This is a genomic window from Heyndrickxia sp. FSL W8-0496 (assembly GCF_038007825.1).
Lineage (GTDB): Bacteria > Bacillota > Bacilli > Bacillales > Bacillaceae_C > Heyndrickxia > Heyndrickxia oleronia.
In genome coordinates this window covers 536,315-554,159 of the sequence record NZ_JBBOXX010000001.1, presented here as the reverse complement: position 1 = coordinate 554,159, position 17,845 = coordinate 536,315, and the positions used below count along the sequence as shown (strand labels likewise).

Sequence of the window (17,845 nt, the reverse complement as noted above, 5' to 3'; positions counted from 1 at the left end):
TATCATGTTATTTTTAGTATTAATTATTGGGGTATTATTAATTGTTTTAGCAACAACTAAGTTCAAGCTTCACCCGTTCTTATCCCTTTTACTCGGAACGCTTTTCGTTGGATTTGCCTCTGGTATGCCGTTGACAAAAATTGTAGAAAATATTAACGGTGGTTTCGGTGGATTAATGACTAGTATTGGTCTTGTGATTGTCTTCGGAACCATCATCGGTACGATTTTAGAAAAATCAGGTGCTGCCTTACGTATGGCAGAGGTCATTCTCCGAATTGTCGGTCCCAAAAGACCACAGCTTGCTATGAGTTTAATTGGATACATTGTTTCTATACCTGTATTTTGTGATTCTGGATTTGTTATTTTATCGAGTCTAAGAAAAGCATTAGCTAAACGAGCTAAAGTCGCTGTTGCCTCCATGTCTGTAGCACTTGCCACCGGATTATATGCGACACATACACTTGTTCCACCTACTCCTGGTCCAATTGCAGCAGCAGGAAATATCGGTGCCGATGGATTTTTAGGTACAATCATCCTTATTGGACTAATTGTCTCTATTCCTGCAACAATTGTTGGCTACTTTTGGGCAAAAAAAGTGGCAAGTAAAATTGAAGTTGAAGATGATCGAAATGAACTAGAATACGATTATGATAAAATTGTAGAATCATTTGGTAAAATGCCATCCGCCTTCCAAGCCTTTTTACCGATCATCTTACCAATTATTTTAATCGGAATTGGTTCTATCATCACCGTCGTTGGTGGTAATGGAAATATTGCAGCTTTCTTTATATTCTTAGGCCAGCCTGTCATTGCCTTATTAGCAGGTGTAATTGCAGCATTTACTTTATTGCCAAACTATACTGAAGAAACCTTAACCAAATGGGTTGGTGAAGGTCTATATGATGCTGCACCTATTCTATTAATAACTGGTGCTGGCGGCGCCTTTGGAACAGTCATCAAAAATACTGGGATTGCCGACGTGATTCAAGGCTGGGATCTCGCTAATACTTTCGGAGGAGTATGGTTCTTACTCATTCCTTTCCTTATTGCAGCTGCCTTAAAAACGGCTCAAGGTTCTTCCACAGCAGCTTTAGTCATTACCTCTTCATTAATTGCACCTATGCTGCCATTAATGGGAATTGAAGGTGCAATACCACTTGCATTAGTTGTCATGGCTGTTGGAGCTGGTGCAATGACTGTCAGCCATGTCAATGATAGCTTCTTCTGGGTGGTGACACAATTCAGTGGAATGAAGGTAACAGATGCTTATAAAGCACAAACGATAGCAACGTTATTACAAGGAGTAGTCACCATTATTTTTACGATGATTCTATGGATGATTCTCGTCTAATTCGTTAGTATACAACAAGTTTAAATCGTTCAAAGCACTTGGTTTATCCAGGTGTTTTTTTGGCTCTTTTCTCAAATGCTATTTAAGTAAAGTTTTATTTTACTATGCCATAAGAACCTGTAGAATCCTTTAATCGGAGCAAATGTGTAGTTTGCTGCTACAAGAGTAACAAACTACAGCGTTTATTTCTTTTGAGTGGTTCCAAATGCTGCACCTAGGGCAATACCAATTCCCAGACCTAAAGCAAGTTGATCGAAAAGTAATCCAAAAACTACTCCAAGTGAAAGGCCCATTGCTATACCATAACTAAAGGAATGATTTTGTTTCTTCTTGTTATCTTTCGTCAATTGAAAAACTCCCTTGATGAAAAATGATAGGATATTACTTCATACGGATGGACGATCAAATGGTTTCAACTTTCGTATGTTTGAAATACAAAAAAGAGGCGGTTTATCGCCCCTTCCCCTCTCTATTCATTATTCACTTTTTCTCCATTACCGCAAAGTAATTATTTTCATTATCAGCAAAGTTAAATACTTTACCCGTAGGTAGATGAACCATTTCCCCTACAGTAATCTGTTTATCTTTAATTTCCTTATATAATTGATCCACATCATTGGCGAAAAACATTAACGAAGGTGTACCCAGATGCAATTCTGGCTCCATCTTTGCAATGATTTCCTTATTATGAAGAATAATACTTGTTTCTGCCTCTTTCGTTGGTGCGAGCTCAAACCATTTCATTCCTTGACCATTATCTTGCTCAGAAACAATGACAAATCCTAACTTCTCTGTCCAAAATTTAACTGTTTCCTCTTGATTATTTACATATAGCATGATTTGACCGACTTGATTAATCATTTGCTTCCCCCATTTCCTCTATCTCCGAATTTTATTCCTATTTTTCACATACAAAGCAATGGTTAAACACTATCGGATTTTTTTAATGTAGTACTTAACATTACATTCCCTTATTATACTTCCATATTTCCTTTGTTTAAAATTAATACTGGATTTTAAATGAACCCATTTTCACTACTATAAAAAGCTTTATAATCATTGATCTAATAAGACCTCACCGGTGAAATTAAATGAAGCTGAGCGGAATTCCCGACAGGTTCAATTAAAATTGGTTTCATCGTTCCTCCAAAGCTTATTTTGATTTCCTCGTCACTTATTGCCTTTAAAGCATCCATTAGGAATCGTCCATCTAATGAAATACTTAGTTCATTAAAACCATCCATTGATATTATCGCTTGTGTCTCTTCGATCTTTCCTATTTCAGAAGCATTCGAAGAAATTTTCAACTTCTCCCCTTCGATACTTAAATGGACATTATTATTTCTCCATTCATTGGCGAATAGACAAGCGCGGTCAATACCTTGTAGGAATTGGTTTGTATTTAATATAATTTTTGTTTTACCATCTTTCGGTATAAGTCCAGCTATATTAGGATATGCCCCCTCGATTAGTCGTGAATAGAGAGTAGTAGCTTCAGATTTTACAATGAAATAATTGTCGGTAATATACAGATCTATGACACTCGATTCAAATTCGGAAAGCTTAATTAGCTCATTCAAGCTAAATCTTGGGATGACAACTGAGCATTGAAGATTAGATTCGACTGGCTGTTCACATAATGCTAAGCGATGAGAATTGGTCGCTGCACAAACTAGTTTATTAGGAGAGAAAGACATATTCACACCTGTTAGAATCGGTTTCATCTCATTTTGTGAAGCGGCAAAGGCAGTTCGTTTGATTGTATCGAACAATTTACTCCCTACCATTCTTATATGTCCTTCATCATTGAATACTGGTAGATTTGGATACTCCTCTGAATTTAATCCATTAATATTCGTTATTATTTCACGCGATTGAATGGTTACAACATTTTTATGATTCACCTTAATATGCAGATCATCTGGCATTTTTTTAACGATCTCGCTCAAAAACTTTGCGGGGACGACCACACTTCCTTCACTTTGAACCTGGATCATTTGCTTACCATCACGCATTAATGGGATATACTTTTCAATAATAATATCTGAATTACTACCGATTAAGATTACTCCATTTTCATCTACACTCATCTTTATTCCTGTCAAAATAGGAAACGGTGTTTTTGAGGAGACCGCTTTACTTACATCGACTATGGCTTGATTTAAACTCTCTTTATTGATGATAAACTCCATTTTGATAGTCCTCTCAATTTTGAATAGTATATTAATCTAACAATTCGTCATGATTCGATAAAATCCCTGTTAGATATTTGTCTTACAGCCATAAAAAAAGATTTACCCCACTGTAGAGCAAATCTCCATTATCATGAACAACAATTATATTATCTATTTGAATAAGAATGTTCTTTAAATTTTATATCTATGTAAATTAATCTCTGTTAAGATGGTCCAATTAACCTCTAACTAATCCCAGAAGCCTCCATCGGAATGAATAATTTGGCCTGTAATCCATCTAGCGTTATCACTTGCAAGAAAAGCAATTAAGCGTGCAGCATCCTCAGGTTGTCCAATTCTCCCCATAGGAAACTTCGGTATTAGATACTCCTTAAGCTCCGGATTCATCCATCCCGTATCTGTTGGACCTGGGTCCACTGCATTCACTGTAATAAATTGCTTGGCTAAATCAGGGGCAATCGATAAGGTGAAGGCAGAAATTGCTCCTTTCGTTGCTACATATGCTAAATTTCCAGGCTCAGGTGCTTTATCTTGACCAGAGATAAGGTTGATCACACTTCCACTCTGTTTGCCCTCGATTCTTTTTGCAAATTCAACCGTAAGCATACAGGTACCGCGAACATTCACTGCATAATGCAGGTCAAGCATTTCAGCTGTCATCGTTCGATAATCAACATCTACACTATAGGTTGCGTTATTTACTAAAATAGCGGGGAGCCCAAGTTGAGCTTCAACCTCATTTAAAAGGATGGAAGGAGCTTCTGGCTTACTTATATCTAATTCCATAGAACCCACTCGTCTGCCCATTTCTTTTATTTGCCGTTCTAATTCTTTAGGGAAGTCTTTTTCTGGAATATAATAATCCATCTTTTGATCATATGGACGGAGGTGGGTAAAAAATATATCTGCTCCACTTTTTGCAAGTTCTAAACAAATAGCCGCACCAATTCCTTCCCTTCGACTAGCTCCGGTAACGATAGCAATTTTCCCATGTAATTGGTCCATTTAATTTCCCTACCCCCTTGTTAATCTTTGTATCTGTTTATTATCCTCTGTAACAATTTGTTTTTTTTATGTTAAATGATGTGTAAATAGAAAACGTATTAGTTAAATAAATTTAGAGAAAGTATTGCTTAAATAAGTTAAATAAAATAATAATTCCTCCAATGATCATAAATGAGATTCCAAGAAAATATGGGGCTAAACCATTAATCTGATCAAGTATTGTTGCAAGCTTACCGGGAGGATCACCCCATCCAGTTAGATGTGGCACATAAATCGCAAACGCAAGGTGCATCATTCCAAATAAGAAAACACCAGCTAGAAACAAGATATAGCCTAATATTTGTACATCTTTTCTCAATGTATCCGTCCCCCTGTATATCTATCTTTTCCTAACAACAAAGGTCACCGCATTGGTTTTCATTAAAATATCATTCTCATTTCTTTGAATCTTATATTCGAGTGGTTTAACCTGCATTGTAAGCTCATCCCATTTAGAGTATGTGTCTCTCAATTTCTCTAGCATATGATCCGTTGAAAGATTAACCTCCATCATTGGTTCTAACTTCTTACCACTTTTAATATCTATCTCTTGGACATTTGAATTTACGACTAAACAGTTGATTCCGCCTCGTATTGTTCCTTTCACCATTCGATTTAGAACAAGATCCAAGCATTCTTCCGAGTCAACATGCTCTATACTCGATACAGCGACAATATAATGAAACGCACATTTTTGAATTTCAAAGCAAGCAATATCTTCTTTTATCGGATAAATCCTATCTTCTACCCCAAATCTTTGGCTATAAAGACTCAGCTTTTGTATAGCAGAATCAAGTATATCGACGCAAACCACTTTCCCTTTGTCTAGCTTCTGGGCCATCGGAATGCTATTTCTTCCTATACCACTACCTAAGTCGAGAATCTTTACCTCTTCGATCCCCTCTAAAAAATCCATATAATCCAACACTGTTTTCACTGGTTTATGTAACCATGATCCTTCAGTAAATAATGAATATTGGTCATAGCAATAATCGTGATAGTTCTTTTCTGCTTCCCGTATACTTTTGATTCTATCCATTGATAGTCCCCTATATTTATAAAAATTCACTCATAAGCATTGTTCTTTATTTAATTTCATGTTCTCCTTTAATAAACAATGAGCATGTTGGATATTTCTCCTCAAATAATCAGGCAATTCCTCATTTGTTACAATTTGTTCAGTAGTCAGCCAAAGAATGCCATCCACTTCTTCCGGACTTTTGGCATATGCCTCACCAGATACATGCTCACATAAAAAAACGATATCCACTACATGTTCTCCCATATCCGTTAAAAAAGAGGAACTATTCACATACCCGTGGATTTTTACCTTTATCCCCACTTCCTCTTCAATTTCTCGGTGCAATGTTCTTTCTAATATGTCAAATGAAGGTCCCTCTCTATCCACCTTGCCCCCAACTAATGATAATTCTCCTCCTGCATGTTCTTCCAATATACTTCGCTCAATCAAAAGCCATTTCCCATCCTTAAAAATGGCACCTTCGACATTAACAATAAACATACACTTCCCCCTATTTCCAAACTTCATCTAATTTATCTGAATAAAATTCCAATGCTTTTTTATATTCAAGAATATTTGTATCTACAGTTGTTTCTACTAAATTTCTCAAAAGAATTTCCATTGCATGATGATGCTCATTCAAATTGTATAAAGTCAATGCATAGAATACTCGAATCGCACGGTTATTTGGAAATTGCTCGATTCCCTTTGTCAAAATTCCCTTCGATTTCTCGTATTGTCCTAATGTACGATAGGTGCTGCCTAATCCTAATAGAGCACCTTCTAATGCTTCATCTTGAAGTCCCAGTGAAATCGCTCTAGTATAGTAAGGAACCGCTTCACTTTCTTTCCCCATTACATCAAAGCTCCAAGCACATTGATAATTCACCATTGGATTATCTGGTTCATGTTCAGCTAGTTGGATTAACATTTCGTTGGATTCCTTGAGATGTCCTTCCTTTCTCAAAAGCAAGGCTTGATCCATTAGATTCATTTCCATTCCCCCTTTTAATTTTCTATGTATATTCAAAATTCCTTTGGAAACATTAATTTCGAGGTGATATATATGAAAAAATTCACAATACTATTCTTGGTATTTTTCCTTATCGGAAGCGGTTCAATTGGGGTCAATGCAGAGACACTTAAACCGGCCAAGAAAACAAAGATTAATGTAACAACGGAAAACATTTTTGTCGATTTAGTCACTCCTTATGTAACAGAAGCAGTTAAGAAGGAACATGGAAATAAGGCATCATGGAAGTCGGAAGGTGTAAAGCATCTTTCAATCAATAATGACCACACGGTGGATCCACCTAAAAGCTGGTATGAGGTAAGACTGAATATTTTAGTTCACGACAATGAGAAAAATGAAAACCATTCGGATACTGTGATAGTAAAAATTGATACAAACACATACCTAGGAAATTCTCTTCAAAAAGATATCAACTTGGACAATGTATCAATCCAGGTTAAGCAATACATTCATGGTGAACAAAGTGAAAAGCAAATGAACTAGGATTTTATAAAAGGCACGGATTCGTCTCAAATCGCCTATTGTATACGAAACCGCTGCCTTTTTTCTAAGAACTAATAAAACTGGCTAAAAGCTGATTTCATAATTTAACCATTCCGAATTTGTTTGTTTTCCGCCCATTTTCTCATATAATGACTGAGCATGGTAATTATCATGTGCTGTCTTCCAAGTCATTGCCGCATAGCCATGATTTTTCGAAAATGTTAAGCTTTCTTTAAATAACTGTTCTCCCACCTTTTTCCCCCTAGAGTCTGGAGCAACAAACAAATCATTTAATATCGCTATTTCCTTTACCCTTGTCGTACTAAACGTAAAATATAAAGTGGAAAAACCAATTAGCTTTCCATCCTCTTCAGCAACAAATTGAATTCCTCTTTCAGGATGTATGAATAAAAGATTGATCAGTTCCCGTACATCCTTCTCATCTGGACGAGGCCGTCTATAAAAATCAACAATATATTGATACATTAAAGGGATTAAAGCATCTACATCCTTTTCATTCACTCTGCGTATCATATCTAGACTCCTTTTTATTCTTGAGAATTCTCTTCATAGGATATTTTCACTTTATCAATTGTAGGGAGTACCTTTTTCACTGCACTTTTTACTTCTTGTAGAAAATGCTTCCTCATCCAATCTGCAGCAAACTCGTTTGTTGCATAAATCACCATTTCTGATTTATCAATATTATGTATTCTTGCATGCTTAAACCATGTCTTTAAAGCATTGGGCTCAATCGATAATTTTAATTCTTCCATTACTTCCTGCCATAATGCATCATTCTCCATCTGCACTTCCCTCACTTATATTCTCATCTTCGATAGATATGAATCGAGTTAGCTCCCCAAGACTTTAATAATTGACCAAGGGAATAATCTGCCATCCGTTAAATATTGACTGTCCATCTTTCTAGGGCTCTTTTCACATACATGTTTTTTACGCATGTAGCTGGAATCCTGAATAGAGTAGGCTACGTGCTCTTTTCTACATCCTATACTCTACTTGATAGCGGATAACACTCGTAAAAATCCTAAAGCCCATTTTTACTTTATTAGAAATAGTAATCAATTTTTAGAAAAGAGCTTTATTAAAGAACCAACCTTCTCCCAAGTAGATGAAGTATGGATCATCTGACCATTCTGGTCTTCCTGAAACATTTCAACTAGGATTAGAATGGAGAGGATATAAAGAAGTAACCACTTCTATGAACCATTTAAATCCAAAGGATACTTTGATTTGGCAGGCTATGTTCAAGCCTGTATTCTTTTACTTCCTCTAGTGTAAAATACATCATATCTTCTTCTCCCAGGATTGGATGACATCTCCTCTATATCCATCATTCTCTCCGCGTTTACCATAACTCTCCCGCCTTTAGAGCCTTATTTAAAATATTGCCTAATTGTTCCTTTTCCATCTGCTACTTTAACCTCAGCAAATGCACCATTAATGAGTGTGATTTGCGGTGGAACATGACCACAGTCGATATCATAAATAATTGGAATTTGTAGCTCATTTTCAAGTTCCTTATATACATCTATCGCTGTATAATTATCAACTGGATGATTCGCTGGGCTACGGCCAAACATAATCCCCGAAGCTTGATCAAACCAACCGGCTAATTTCATCTGAACTAAGGATCGGCGTAAATCAGCTGTATTTAGCTCGCAATTTTCCAAATACCATAGAATCGGCTCTTCATTTATATAGTTCTTCCTAAAGTTCTGGACATCCCCAAATGGTGTACCAATTAAGTGCCTAATCACATCGATACATCCACCAAGTAATCTTCCTTGAATATGAACACTTTCCCTATCGAGTGTTTTCCATTCAGTTTGTTCTGTTAAATGATAAACACATGGTGAAGGTTGATCATGTCGCCATGCTTTCTGATATTTCTCAGATGATGATTGAAGAACAGAGGCACCTGCTTTAGTAGCTAAAACTGTTTGCCACATTGCTGTAGTTGGATCGGAATACTCTCCTCGCAAATCAACGAGGTTCACTCCATGAGCAGTTGCAATCCCTGTCTTTAATGTAATTGCCAACAACAAAACACTTACATCTGAGTATCCGAGTATCCATTTTTCTTTCATATTATCAAAGTGAATTTTTTCAAGAATCTCAATTAATAATTCTCCACCCCAAGGAGGAATAATCAAATCAATCTTTTCATCAGCGATCATTTGATTCAATTCATTCGCTCTTTTTCTAGCAGGGGCAGATTTCGCCTTATCTTGTGTCCAAACCGTATCACCACAAATGATATTGAAACCATATTCCTCCATACGTGTACAGGCCTGTTTGAACATATTATGCAATTCAACTTCGATTCCAGAAGAAGGGGCAGTAACACCGATGGTTGCATTTTTGTCTAATAATGGATATCTAATCATCATTCTTCCTCCTCTATCTTCATGATTCCTTGTTAATGATTGTCCTTTTAATAAGTAAAATGAAAGGTGTAGTGGTCTTTTAGCCGATAGTTATTTGTTAAAACATTACTTAAATAGCAACAATGTTTGAGAAAAGAGCCATCAGTTGAAAATATTACCTATATAGTAGTAATGTTTGAGACAAGAACCTTTAATAAAGACCAACTATCCAAAACATAAATAATCCTATAAAAATAAAGCTAAGTGTAGCACCAAGTATAATCTGATTTTGACAAGCTTTTTCTTCTTTTATTTTCTTTATTAAAGTAACTAAATTTAAAAACCATAGCATTCCAATCAAGGGTAAAAAAAAGAATAGTAATAAGTCCATAAATTCTCCCTCATTTAGATCATTACAGCTTAGTTATAATTATTTATTCGACACAAATAAGTTTGAAACCTTTATTGTTAAATAATTCCTTTATTTATGTAGGAAATGGATGTATTCTTTTTGAGTAGATCCTTTGTTTCCGGAATACCGATGTATCTTTGCGCCAGTTCCAAGTCCATCCATACCACTTCTTCAATTTCATCAGGATAAGAAATTTCAATTTCTCCACCAATCCATTTCCCTCTAAAATGAAAAAAGACTGCATGGTGTCCCCTGGCTTTAAAGAATGCTTCATGAATTCCTACTATTCCATTGACTTCTACTTCTAAACCAGTTTCCTCTTTTACTTCTCTAATAGCCCCCTCAACGAGAGTTTCTCCAGGTTCAACTGCACCACCTGGAAGAGTATAGTAGGATGATTGTTCCCCCTTATTTTTTACCATTAATACTTTACTCTCCTGCTCATCATATAGAAGAACATATGCCACATCTACTCGTTTCATCGTAACTCTCCTTTATCCTATTATTTAATCTTTAATCGATTAAGTAAGTAGTTTTCTATTATAATTGCTGATCCTTATCAACACTGCTTGAATCTATGAAATTACGCGATTAACCAACTCTTCGATTGATCCAATGACCTTTTCTACTTCTGGTAAATGATAAAAAGTGCTTGTTGCATGAGGTTGATTGATATCTGAAGTTGCTGAATAAAGGTAGATCCTTTTTTCTTGGCCAAGCGCCAGTCCCAATTCAATATGCGTTCCTTTCCCTCCTGGTAAAAGAACAATGACCGTATCCGCCTCTAAAACTGCATCTTTTTCTTTTTGGCCTATCTCTCTTAATTCTTCAATAGTTGATATATGCTCATTTTTCGTCCAATCATAAGTATGAATATGCCCTTTCTCTTTTAACTGGTTGGCAACATCCCTTACTATTTCTTTATTTTGCAAACCTGAAGCGATATAAAATTTCATTCTTCACTTTCCTCTCCTAAAAGTAGAAAAAGGAGATGAGTCATCCATCTCCTTTTTCACATTTGTACTAAACCGAAAGAATAAATACACCACCACAATGGGAAATAGGGTGAAATTCACACTGACATAACGCTTTTAAAGATGAAATCATTTCATCGGCCACGAAATAAAATTCATCATCATCCCAATAGGCTAAGCTATCCTTTTTACATTGTTCGAGGGATTGTCTTGTTTGGAACGAAATATCTCCAATATAGATTTTCCCCTCTTTCTTTAATAAAGGCAGCAAGCTTTTAATGAATTCTATTTTTTTCTCGTCCGTTAAGTGGTGTAACGCATACGTACTTATGATTGAATCATATTTCTGCCCGTTTAACTGCTCGGGTAGACCTTCTGTGAAATCAAATTCTATTAAAAGAGCAGACGGCATTTTTAATTGTGCAATTTCAATCATTTTATTAGAAAAATCAATTCCGGTAATTTCATGTCCATTTTCATATAATTTATTGGTTAATACTCCCGTCCCAAATCCGATATCTAAGACAGACTGATTTCCACACTGCATCACTTCATTAAATATCGTATTTAAGATGGTTTTGTATCCAGCAAATGGATACAGATTACTTTCTTCACTTAATTGAACAGTTTGATCATAATCGTTTGCCCATAAATCGAAACCAAGTTTATTTAACAAGAATGCTCCTCCTCATATACCGAGCATTCCTCTTTAGAATGCTCGATTAGCTATTTAATTCCCCTAAATATAAATGGTGATTGTTCTCTAAGTGCTTCATCACGTATCCCACCTTTCTTATACTATTATCTATAATATCCCAATTTTCTTTACATTGGAATAATTTATTTCAAATCCCATTTGGTGTTAATCAAGTAGATGAACCTCATCACCTATCTGTAAATCCCCTGTTTTTATGACAGATGCATAAACACCAAAGTGATTATTTCGATTTTTCACTATCGTTTTCAGCAAAGAAGAATTTCTTTCCGCATTTTCAGGATTTACTGTAATAATCATGCATCTTTCACAATGCCTTTTTAGTTGAAGTTCAACTGCACTTCCAATCTTTATTCTTTTTCCAAACCATTTTTCTTCGATAAATGGAGTTTTTTCCTTTAATGATAGGAGTAAATTTGGACGAAACCTCCGATAATCCACCTCTGTTTCTCCCCATAATTGCTCCAATGCAGCTAAAGATGCATCCGTAACTAACAGTATATTCTCTTCTTCAATCGCCCCCACTGGGACATGTGTCGGACTATATTGAACGAGAGAAACCATTCGTTTCGATTTGTTTTGTATTTCTTGAGTAAGATTCTCATCTCCCCAATGAAGAATCTCTCCAGTAGGCGTCGTAATTTCGACTTTAGGATACTCATCCAACTTTTCTGTCCCTATAAATCTCGCTATATATTGAGCCATTTCTGGGAATTGCGTAATAGTCAGGTACTTATCGCGCCTTGTTTCATCTTTAAAGGCATGGCTACGATCTCCGTACAAACCATATTCCATGATTTTTGTCTTTGCCACATTCTCTCCCTGAAAGGATTTTATAGGATAACGAACGATTTCTTCGATATGACCGATTAACATGTCACTCCCCCTTAATATACTAACTTTGTACTCCTTCCTAATTACGAGAATAACGTTCAGATAACTTCTGTTTATGAGCATGAAATACTTCTTCTAGTGGAATATCGTACTTATTCGCAATGACGATGATATTCCCTAAAACATCTCCTAGTTCTTCCGTTAACTCTTGCTTATTCTCTTCATAAGAACCATCCACCTCATCTGGTCGATCTCTCCCAATCTCTAGGGCTCGAATTGCTCGTGCAACCTCACCTGTTTCTTCTGCTAAAAAGCCAATTCGAATAAAAATATCTAATTCTGACCATCCCCTGCTATCATAATAATCCTTCACCCATTGTTGAAATTCAGTAACATCCATTTTTTTCCCTCCATTTCAATACCTTAAGTTTAACAAAATACTGAAACTTTTATATAATTGTTCATGATATTTTTAAGGGGGAGATCATATGAAAAAGTTAGCTGTATTTTGCGGATCTAGTAGCGGAGCATCTAGTATCTATATAGAAGAAGCAAAAAAACTAGGAAAAGAACTAGCGAAGCGAAACATTGCATTAGTTTATGGTGGAGCTAGTGTTGGAGTCATGGGTGCCGTAGCAGATTCACTTCTAGAAGAGGGTGGTCACGTAATTGGTGTTATGCCAACTTTTCTAGAAAATAGAGAAATAGCCCATAAAAAATTAACTGAATTATTTATTGTTGATACGATGCATGAGAGAAAAGCAAAGATGGCAGATTTAGCAGACGGATTCATTGCATTACCAGGAGGACCTGGAACATTAGAGGAGTTCTTTGAAATTTTTACATGGGCTCAATTAGGTCTTCATCAAAAACCATGTGGTCTCTTAAATATTAATCATTATTATGATCCTCTCCTTGCATTATTTGACCATATGACAAAGGAACAGTTTCTACATGAAAAATACCGTCATATGGCGCTAGTGTCTAATGATTCAAAGGATTTACTTGATCAATTTAATACATATGAACCGCCAGCAGTAAAAACTTATTCAACGAATAAATAGAAGGAAGGGATGGTTTTAAAATAACCATCCCTTACATTATTTGTTTAATCAGCTCTTGTAATCCATTCGGATATAAAATAAGTGATTCGATATTCCCAAGGGAAATCCATTTAGCCTGAGTAATCCTTGAGCCTTCTACTACTTGAAAGGTATCTTTCTTATATAGTAGTTCATCCTTAAATTCAACTTCATATATTTGCGTGATTTCATGCCCGATTCGTCCATTAATTTCATAAATATTTTCTAAGCAGTGTATGTACCTTTTTATTGCTATTTCTACATCTAGCTCTTCCTTATATTCTCTTATAAGCGTTTCATAAGATCTTTCACCAAGCTCAATCGTTCCCCCAATTGGACGATAAAAGTAGCCTATTCCTTTAGAATGGACTCCCTTTTGTTCTTCAAGAAGAATTTGATCATCTTTTCTTAATAATCCTAATGCATTTGCTCTTGGAACCATTTCTTCATCCCTTCATCTAATCCATTTTGACTGTTTTCGTAAGTCTGTTGCTTTCCCTACTGCCGGCTTTTACACTAATAAAGGCTCAACGTTCTTATGAAGTTTGCAGCTCTTTTCTTAGTGGAATTAATGAGCTTGACGGGCTTGAACCTATTTTTAGTTAAAACATAGCTTAAGGAGCCACAAAATTTTGAGAAAAGAGCCTTGGTTTTTAAAATGAATATTCCTCCATTTTGATTGGTGTTATTGTCCCATTTTCCCAATCATCTCTAATGATTGCATAGCATAAAGAATCGGAAACACTCCCATCGTCATTTTCCCATGAGTTTCGTAAATACCCTTCCTTTACAAATCCACAATGAAATAGTGTTTTACGCATTGGAATATTATCTGCCCGAGTATAAGCCTCTATCCTGATTTTTTTCTCAGGTAATTGAAATAGGTACTTAACTATCCAATGTACACAGTATTTTCCTATCCCTTTACCTCTATACTCTTCACTTAAGCGAAGATCAAATAAAGGAATAGTATCTGAAATATCATGAATTATTGCTAGTCCTATTTTCTCCCCATCTATTTCAATCCAGAAAGTCTCCCTGTCCTCGTGATACCAACCATTCCTAAAGCTTTCACTTATTTTTTCCGCTGAACTGATAGTATTTCCATGATATTCCCACTGATTCATTGTCATAAATGAGATTAATTCTTCAAGTTCATTTTCTAATGGTCGAAAATATAAATTTTCCATATTCTTTTCCCTTCTCCTGAACTATAGATTCTTTTAAGTACACCGATAAACTAATTTTAATATTCTGTTATTTATTACTATAGTAAACTACTTCTATACGTTTTTAAAAACTCTATATTGGAACTAAAATGCTCCGAATGATTCCACAAACTGTATTTATTCGGAATTTCGCTTGGAAGATCAAACAAATCGACTAGATATTGTTTTAACTTATTTAAGTCATCTTTTAAACCTATTGGTCCATGTCCTGGAACAGCGATATGGAAGGATAGCTTCGATATTTTCTCTAATATTTCAATCCATTCTGTTGGGCTTCCATCACCTATCATTGGATGATTTTGTATGACTAATAAGTCTCCCATAAAAATGACCTGTTCCGTTGGAACATATAAAAAGGCATCACTTTTTGTGTGACCTCCACCATATGTTATTAGCTGTACTTCTCTCTTACTTCCTTTTATACTATATTGCTTATCAAAAACGATATCAGGTAGTACGAGTTTTAATTGAGGTAAAGTCTCTTTTATTTCTTTTAGTTGGGAAATGACATCCTTCTGTGGACTTGGCTCTTGTTCTAATGTTTGGATATATTCAATTAACTGATCAATTGTTTGTTGCTGCTGCTTGATGCGTGGTGGATGAATTTCTTCCATTAATTCTCTAGTGTAGACTGTGGATATAATTTTACAATCTTCAAAGCTTTGATTTCCACGGATATGATCGCCGTGCCAGTGACTATTAACGACATATGAGACTGGATTTCCTATAAGAACTTCCGCTGCTTTTCTCAAATCTCTTGCCGCTTGAGGAGTATTAAAGGTGTCAAAGATCACTGTTTGGTCACCTAAATCAATAATACCTGCATTTCCAATCCCCCCTCCATATTCCGTTACAATGGCCGCATAGATTCCTTCCTTTATCTTCTCCAATGTAAAATGCTTCGATTGATACATATGAATCCCCCTTCCCTTATCTATTTTCATTGTAAGGTTTTTACTTAATTTAAAGCATCATATTTCTTCAGTAAATCAATGAACACCTCAAGCGCTTTCGTTTTAAATGATGTGCGTAAAACAATGGAAAACTTCCGTTTAAAAGGAGTCCCCACGATTGGAATGATTTTTAATAGGCCCATAGACATTTCCTTACGAATAGTTAGTTGAGATAAAAGTGTAATCCCTAGACCTGATTCAACCGTTTCTTTAATTAATTGCGTACTTCCAAATTCCATGACATCCTTTGGAGCAATAGACATGTGGCGAAAAATTTTCTCTGCCGCCATTCTCGTACCTGAACCTAATTCACGGACAATCCACGTTTCCTCCTCTAAATCGGAAATGCTCACTTCTTTTTTTTGAGCTAAGTGATGCTTGGTTGAAGCGATGACATACATGATATCTTCCGCAAATGGCTCAACTGTTAATTTAGAATCTTTATAGTCTCCTTCAATGATTCCTACATCTAATTGATGTCCCATCACCAGTTCCGCAATTTCTTTTGTGTTCCCGATAATAATTCTTGGCTTTATCAATGGAAATTTCTCATGTAATTTTGCTATAAAATGCGGCAGCACATATTCACCAAATGTATAACTTGCACCAATGGAAAGGGGACCACTTGCTCGATTTGTCAAATCATCAACTAAGTTCTGCATTTTCGAATAAAGGCCCAGAATTTCCTTTGCATGATAATAGATAATTTCTCCTGCTTTGTTTAAACGCACAAATTTATTCGTCCGATCTAAAAGTTTCGTCCCATAAGTACGTTCTAACATTTGTATATACTGGCTGACAGCTGGTTGTGTCATGTGAAGCTCCTCAGCCGCACGTGAAAAATTCCCTTTCTCAACCACTGTTACAAATACAAGTAAGTGTTGATCCATTCATATCCTTCTTCCCTCTATTATAAGTTATTACTTATAATTAATATCATATATATTTATTTTCCTTATCGTCAATATTGGCTTATGCTAAAACTATAGAAAAATCACTGGAGGTGTTATTTATGCAAGTAGAAAAAGCTCTACAACTAGAACCAATGGAACCAAAAAAGAAACCCTCCGCTCTATATTGGATCAGTGGTATTGCATTTACGTTCTTTATCGCTCTTCTCGGTTTCTTTTTAGCCATGGTGCCTGGATTCGACCATGTCGGACAATTGGCTTCTGCCATTATTATTGCAGTTATCTATCGTCAAATTTTTGGGTATCCTGAAATGATTCGTTCTGGTATAACCTTTTCTTCTAAACGACTATTGCGTTTTGCTATTATTTTATACGGTTTAAAATTAAATATTGATACAGTTTTACATGATGGGATCGGACTTTTAATTCGTGATGCAGGAGTGATTACCTTTGCCATCCTTTTAACGATTTGGTTGGCTAAAGTGTTTAAAGCTGATAAAAATATTTCCTTATTACTCGGAGTTGGAACTGGAGTATGTGGCGCAGCTGCCATTGCAGCTATTGCTCCTATTGTTAAGTCTAAAGATGAAGATACTGCTATCGGTGTTGGCATTATTGCATTAGTAGGGACGATTTTCGCCATTACCTATACCATTTTACGACCCTTTTTACCTTTATCTGCAGTAGATTATGGAATTTGGTCTGGTATTAGTTTACATGAAATAGCCCATGTTGCCTTAGCTGCAGCACCTGGTGGCGAGGATTCTCTTGCAATCGGACTACTGGCTAAATTAGGACGTGTTTTCCTTCTTGTTCCCTTATGCTTTATCTTTATGTATTTTATGAAACGGAAAAGCCATGGGCAGGAATCTGGTGATAATAAAATTGAGTTTCCTTGGTTTTTAATTGGTTTTATCCTCATGAGTTTATTTGGAAGCTATATTCTAGGAAGTCATATTCCTGTGACAGATGGATTTAAAAACGGAGTATCTAACCTAACTACTTGGTGCTTGACGGCTGCTATGGTTGGACTTGGGCTTAATGTTAGTTTAAAAGATCTTCGTACAAAAGCATTAAGACCTTTGATCGCTATGCTTATCACTTCCGTTTGTTTAAGTATAATCGCCTATTTTATCGTTTAACGATTATTACTAGTTGCCAGCCTTTAACTAAAAGGGTTGGCTTTTTAGTTTTCTTTGTGCTATCATAAATGAATGA

The 17,845-nt window shown here is 35.8% G+C and carries 25 protein-coding genes; 4 read left to right on the top strand and 21 right to left on the bottom strand.

Going from position 1 to position 17,845, the window contains the following annotated elements; genetic code table 11:
• The first annotated feature begins 4 nt into the window (after positions 1-4).
• On the top strand, positions 5-1,351 hold the full coding sequence (locus NST63_RS03000) for a GntP family permease (RefSeq protein ID WP_180213683.1): 1,347 nt from the start codon (positions 5-7) through the stop codon (positions 1,349-1,351).
• Between the two features lie 182 nt (positions 1,352-1,533).
• Here NST63_RS03000 and NST63_RS02995 read toward each other — a convergent pair whose 3' ends face one another.
• The 8 genes from NST63_RS02995 to NST63_RS02960 form a co-directional block, all read right to left on the bottom strand.
• Positions 1,534-1,698 carry a hypothetical protein gene (locus NST63_RS02995; RefSeq protein WP_212946344.1) on the bottom strand — a complete coding sequence of 55 codons (165 nt, stop codon included), beginning with the start codon at positions 1,696-1,698 and terminating at the stop codon, positions 1,534-1,536.
• 133 nt (positions 1,699-1,831) lie between these two features.
• Entirely contained in the window at positions 1,832-2,212 is a 381-nt protein-coding gene (locus tag NST63_RS02990) for a VOC family protein (RefSeq protein WP_341041229.1), read from the bottom strand.
• A 203-nt stretch (positions 2,213-2,415) separates the two neighbouring features.
• The gene (gene dnaN, locus NST63_RS02985) at positions 2,416-3,543 is read right to left on the bottom strand and encodes a DNA polymerase III subunit beta (RefSeq protein ID WP_341041228.1); all 1,128 of its coding nucleotides are present in this window, start codon (positions 3,541-3,543) and stop codon (positions 2,416-2,418) included.
• A 231-nt stretch (positions 3,544-3,774) separates the two neighbouring features.
• A complete protein-coding gene (locus NST63_RS02980) occupies positions 3,775-4,551 on the bottom strand; it encodes an SDR family oxidoreductase (protein WP_212946285.1) in 777 nt (258 codons plus the stop codon).
• 112 nt (positions 4,552-4,663) lie between these two features.
• Positions 4,664-4,909 (bottom strand): hypothetical protein, encoded by a 246-nt coding sequence (locus NST63_RS02975; RefSeq protein WP_212946286.1) that lies wholly within the window; start codon positions 4,907-4,909, stop codon positions 4,664-4,666.
• A gap of 21 nt (positions 4,910-4,930) precedes the next feature.
• Positions 4,931-5,629 (bottom strand): class I SAM-dependent methyltransferase, encoded by a 699-nt coding sequence (locus NST63_RS02970; protein ID WP_212946287.1) that lies wholly within the window; start codon positions 5,627-5,629, stop codon positions 4,931-4,933.
• A 30-nt stretch (positions 5,630-5,659) separates the two neighbouring features.
• Positions 5,660-6,112 (bottom strand): NUDIX domain-containing protein, encoded by a 453-nt coding sequence (locus NST63_RS02965; RefSeq protein ID WP_078109120.1) that lies wholly within the window; start codon positions 6,110-6,112, stop codon positions 5,660-5,662.
• A 10-nt stretch (positions 6,113-6,122) separates the two neighbouring features.
• Entirely contained in the window at positions 6,123-6,611 is a 489-nt protein-coding gene (locus NST63_RS02960; protein WP_341041227.1) for a tetratricopeptide repeat protein, read from the bottom strand.
• Between the two features lie 66 nt (positions 6,612-6,677).
• Here NST63_RS02960 and NST63_RS02955 point away from each other — a divergent pair, with 66 nt between their 5' ends.
• Positions 6,678-7,127 carry a DUF3888 domain-containing protein gene (locus NST63_RS02955; RefSeq protein WP_212946289.1) on the top strand — a complete coding sequence of 150 codons (450 nt, stop codon included), beginning with the start codon at positions 6,678-6,680 and terminating at the stop codon, positions 7,125-7,127.
• An 84-nt stretch (positions 7,128-7,211) separates the two neighbouring features.
• Here NST63_RS02955 and NST63_RS02950 read toward each other — a convergent pair whose 3' ends face one another.
• From NST63_RS02950 to NST63_RS02910, 9 genes are all read right to left on the bottom strand, one after another.
• The gene (locus tag NST63_RS02950; RefSeq protein ID WP_341041226.1) at positions 7,212-7,661 is read right to left on the bottom strand and encodes a GNAT family N-acetyltransferase; all 450 of its coding nucleotides are present in this window, start codon (positions 7,659-7,661) and stop codon (positions 7,212-7,214) included.
• A 14-nt stretch (positions 7,662-7,675) separates the two neighbouring features.
• On the bottom strand, positions 7,676-7,933 hold the full coding sequence (locus NST63_RS02945; RefSeq protein WP_180213675.1) for a DnaA N-terminal domain-containing protein: 258 nt from the start codon (positions 7,931-7,933) through the stop codon (positions 7,676-7,678).
• Positions 7,934-8,524: 591 nt separating this feature from the next.
• Positions 8,525-9,538 carry a S66 family peptidase gene (locus NST63_RS02940; RefSeq protein WP_341041225.1) on the bottom strand — a complete coding sequence of 338 codons (1,014 nt, stop codon included), beginning with the start codon at positions 9,536-9,538 and terminating at the stop codon, positions 8,525-8,527.
• Positions 9,539-9,728: 190 nt separating this feature from the next.
• Entirely contained in the window at positions 9,729-9,908 is a 180-nt protein-coding gene (locus NST63_RS02935) for a hypothetical protein (protein WP_058004115.1), read from the bottom strand.
• A gap of 77 nt (positions 9,909-9,985) precedes the next feature.
• Complete coding sequence (locus tag NST63_RS02930; RefSeq protein WP_078109129.1) at positions 9,986-10,411, bottom strand: NUDIX hydrolase; 426 nt, start codon at positions 10,409-10,411, stop codon at positions 9,986-9,988.
• Positions 10,412-10,504: 93 nt separating this feature from the next.
• A complete protein-coding gene (locus tag NST63_RS02925; protein ID WP_078109130.1) occupies positions 10,505-10,885 on the bottom strand; it encodes a nucleoside 2-deoxyribosyltransferase in 381 nt (126 codons plus the stop codon).
• Between the two features lie 67 nt (positions 10,886-10,952).
• Complete coding sequence (locus tag NST63_RS02920) at positions 10,953-11,579, bottom strand: class I SAM-dependent methyltransferase (RefSeq protein ID WP_078109131.1); 627 nt, start codon at positions 11,577-11,579, stop codon at positions 10,953-10,955.
• A 186-nt stretch (positions 11,580-11,765) separates the two neighbouring features.
• Positions 11,766-12,494: an MOSC domain-containing protein gene (locus NST63_RS02915; RefSeq protein ID WP_341041224.1), complete on the bottom strand. Its 729-nt coding sequence runs from the start codon at positions 12,492-12,494 to the stop codon at positions 11,766-11,768.
• A gap of 37 nt (positions 12,495-12,531) precedes the next feature.
• The gene (locus NST63_RS02910) at positions 12,532-12,852 is read right to left on the bottom strand and encodes a MazG nucleotide pyrophosphohydrolase domain-containing protein (protein WP_078109133.1); all 321 of its coding nucleotides are present in this window, start codon (positions 12,850-12,852) and stop codon (positions 12,532-12,534) included.
• 88 nt (positions 12,853-12,940) lie between these two features.
• Here NST63_RS02910 and NST63_RS02905 point away from each other — a divergent pair, with 88 nt between their 5' ends.
• Positions 12,941-13,516 carry an LOG family protein gene (locus NST63_RS02905; RefSeq protein WP_078109134.1) on the top strand — a complete coding sequence of 192 codons (576 nt, stop codon included), beginning with the start codon at positions 12,941-12,943 and terminating at the stop codon, positions 13,514-13,516.
• A gap of 31 nt (positions 13,517-13,547) precedes the next feature.
• Here the strand turns inward: NST63_RS02905 and NST63_RS02900 are convergent, their stop codons facing one another.
• From NST63_RS02900 to NST63_RS02885, 4 genes are all read right to left on the bottom strand, one after another.
• Positions 13,548-13,976 (bottom strand): NUDIX hydrolase, encoded by a 429-nt coding sequence (locus NST63_RS02900; protein WP_341041223.1) that lies wholly within the window; start codon positions 13,974-13,976, stop codon positions 13,548-13,550.
• Between the two features lie 211 nt (positions 13,977-14,187).
• The gene (locus NST63_RS02895) at positions 14,188-14,724 is read right to left on the bottom strand and encodes a GNAT family N-acetyltransferase (protein ID WP_341041222.1); all 537 of its coding nucleotides are present in this window, start codon (positions 14,722-14,724) and stop codon (positions 14,188-14,190) included.
• Positions 14,725-14,801: 77 nt separating this feature from the next.
• On the bottom strand, positions 14,802-15,677 hold the full coding sequence (locus tag NST63_RS02890) for an MBL fold metallo-hydrolase (RefSeq protein ID WP_078109137.1): 876 nt from the start codon (positions 15,675-15,677) through the stop codon (positions 14,802-14,804).
• Between the two features lie 44 nt (positions 15,678-15,721).
• A complete protein-coding gene (locus tag NST63_RS02885; RefSeq protein ID WP_341041220.1) occupies positions 15,722-16,606 on the bottom strand; it encodes a LysR family transcriptional regulator in 885 nt (294 codons plus the stop codon).
• Positions 16,607-16,761: 155 nt separating this feature from the next.
• Between NST63_RS02885 and NST63_RS02880 the strand changes: the two genes are divergently transcribed.
• On the top strand, positions 16,762-17,769 hold the full coding sequence (locus NST63_RS02880; protein ID WP_180213693.1) for a YeiH family protein: 1,008 nt from the start codon (positions 16,762-16,764) through the stop codon (positions 17,767-17,769).
• Positions 17,770-17,845: the final 76 nt, after the last annotated feature.

What these genes read in the sequence shown, in the direction of transcription:
- NST63_RS02980 (WP_212946285.1), bottom strand. Translation starts at nt 4,551, where the DNA reads ATGGACCAATTACATGGGAAAATTGCTATCGTTACCGGAGCTAGTCGA.
- NST63_RS02940 (WP_341041225.1), bottom strand. Translation starts at nt 9,538, where the DNA reads ATGATTAGATATCCATTATTAGACAAAAATGCAACCATCGGTGTTACT.
- NST63_RS02910 (WP_078109133.1), bottom strand. Translation starts at nt 12,852, where the DNA reads ATGGATGTTACTGAATTTCAACAATGGGTGAAGGATTATTATGATAGC.
- NST63_RS02960 (WP_341041227.1), bottom strand. Translation starts at nt 6,611, where the DNA reads ATGGAAATGAATCTAATGGATCAAGCCTTGCTTTTGAGAAAGGAAGGA.
- NST63_RS02955 (WP_212946289.1), top strand. Translation starts at nt 6,678, where the DNA reads ATGAAAAAATTCACAATACTATTCTTGGTATTTTTCCTTATCGGAAGC.
- NST63_RS02880 (WP_180213693.1), top strand. Translation starts at nt 16,762, where the DNA reads ATGGAACCAAAAAAGAAACCCTCCGCTCTATATTGGATCAGTGGTATT.
- NST63_RS02900 (WP_341041223.1), bottom strand. Translation starts at nt 13,976, where the DNA reads ATGGTTCCAAGAGCAAATGCATTAGGATTATTAAGAAAAGATGATCAA.
- NST63_RS02895 (WP_341041222.1), bottom strand. Translation starts at nt 14,724, where the DNA reads ATGGAAAATTTATATTTTCGACCATTAGAAAATGAACTTGAAGAATTA.
- NST63_RS02950 (WP_341041226.1), bottom strand. Translation starts at nt 7,661, where the DNA reads ATGATACGCAGAGTGAATGAAAAGGATGTAGATGCTTTAATCCCTTTA.
- NST63_RS02905 (WP_078109134.1), top strand. Translation starts at nt 12,941, where the DNA reads ATGAAAAAGTTAGCTGTATTTTGCGGATCTAGTAGCGGAGCATCTAGT.
- NST63_RS02925 (WP_078109130.1), bottom strand. Translation starts at nt 10,885, where the DNA reads ATGAAATTTTATATCGCTTCAGGTTTGCAAAATAAAGAAATAGTAAGG.
- NST63_RS02885 (WP_341041220.1), bottom strand. Translation starts at nt 16,606, where the DNA reads ATGGATCAACACTTACTTGTATTTGTAACAGTGGTTGAGAAAGGGAAT.
- dnaN (WP_341041228.1), bottom strand. Translation starts at nt 3,543, where the DNA reads ATGGAGTTTATCATCAATAAAGAGAGTTTAAATCAAGCCATAGTCGAT.
- NST63_RS03000 (WP_180213683.1), top strand. Translation starts at nt 5, where the DNA reads ATGTTATTTTTAGTATTAATTATTGGGGTATTATTAATTGTTTTAGCA.
- NST63_RS02915 (WP_341041224.1), bottom strand. Translation starts at nt 12,494, where the DNA reads ATGTTAATCGGTCATATCGAAGAAATCGTTCGTTATCCTATAAAATCC.
- NST63_RS02935 (WP_058004115.1), bottom strand. Translation starts at nt 9,908, where the DNA reads ATGGACTTATTACTATTCTTTTTTTTACCCTTGATTGGAATGCTATGG.
- NST63_RS02945 (WP_180213675.1), bottom strand. Translation starts at nt 7,933, where the DNA reads ATGGAGAATGATGCATTATGGCAGGAAGTAATGGAAGAATTAAAATTA.
- NST63_RS02890 (WP_078109137.1), bottom strand. Translation starts at nt 15,677, where the DNA reads ATGTATCAATCGAAGCATTTTACATTGGAGAAGATAAAGGAAGGAATC.
- NST63_RS02970 (WP_212946287.1), bottom strand. Translation starts at nt 5,629, where the DNA reads ATGGATAGAATCAAAAGTATACGGGAAGCAGAAAAGAACTATCACGAT.
- NST63_RS02990 (WP_341041229.1), bottom strand. Translation starts at nt 2,212, where the DNA reads ATGATTAATCAAGTCGGTCAAATCATGCTATATGTAAATAATCAAGAG.
- NST63_RS02930 (WP_078109129.1), bottom strand. Translation starts at nt 10,411, where the DNA reads ATGAAACGAGTAGATGTGGCATATGTTCTTCTATATGATGAGCAGGAG.
- NST63_RS02965 (WP_078109120.1), bottom strand. Translation starts at nt 6,112, where the DNA reads ATGTTTATTGTTAATGTCGAAGGTGCCATTTTTAAGGATGGGAAATGG.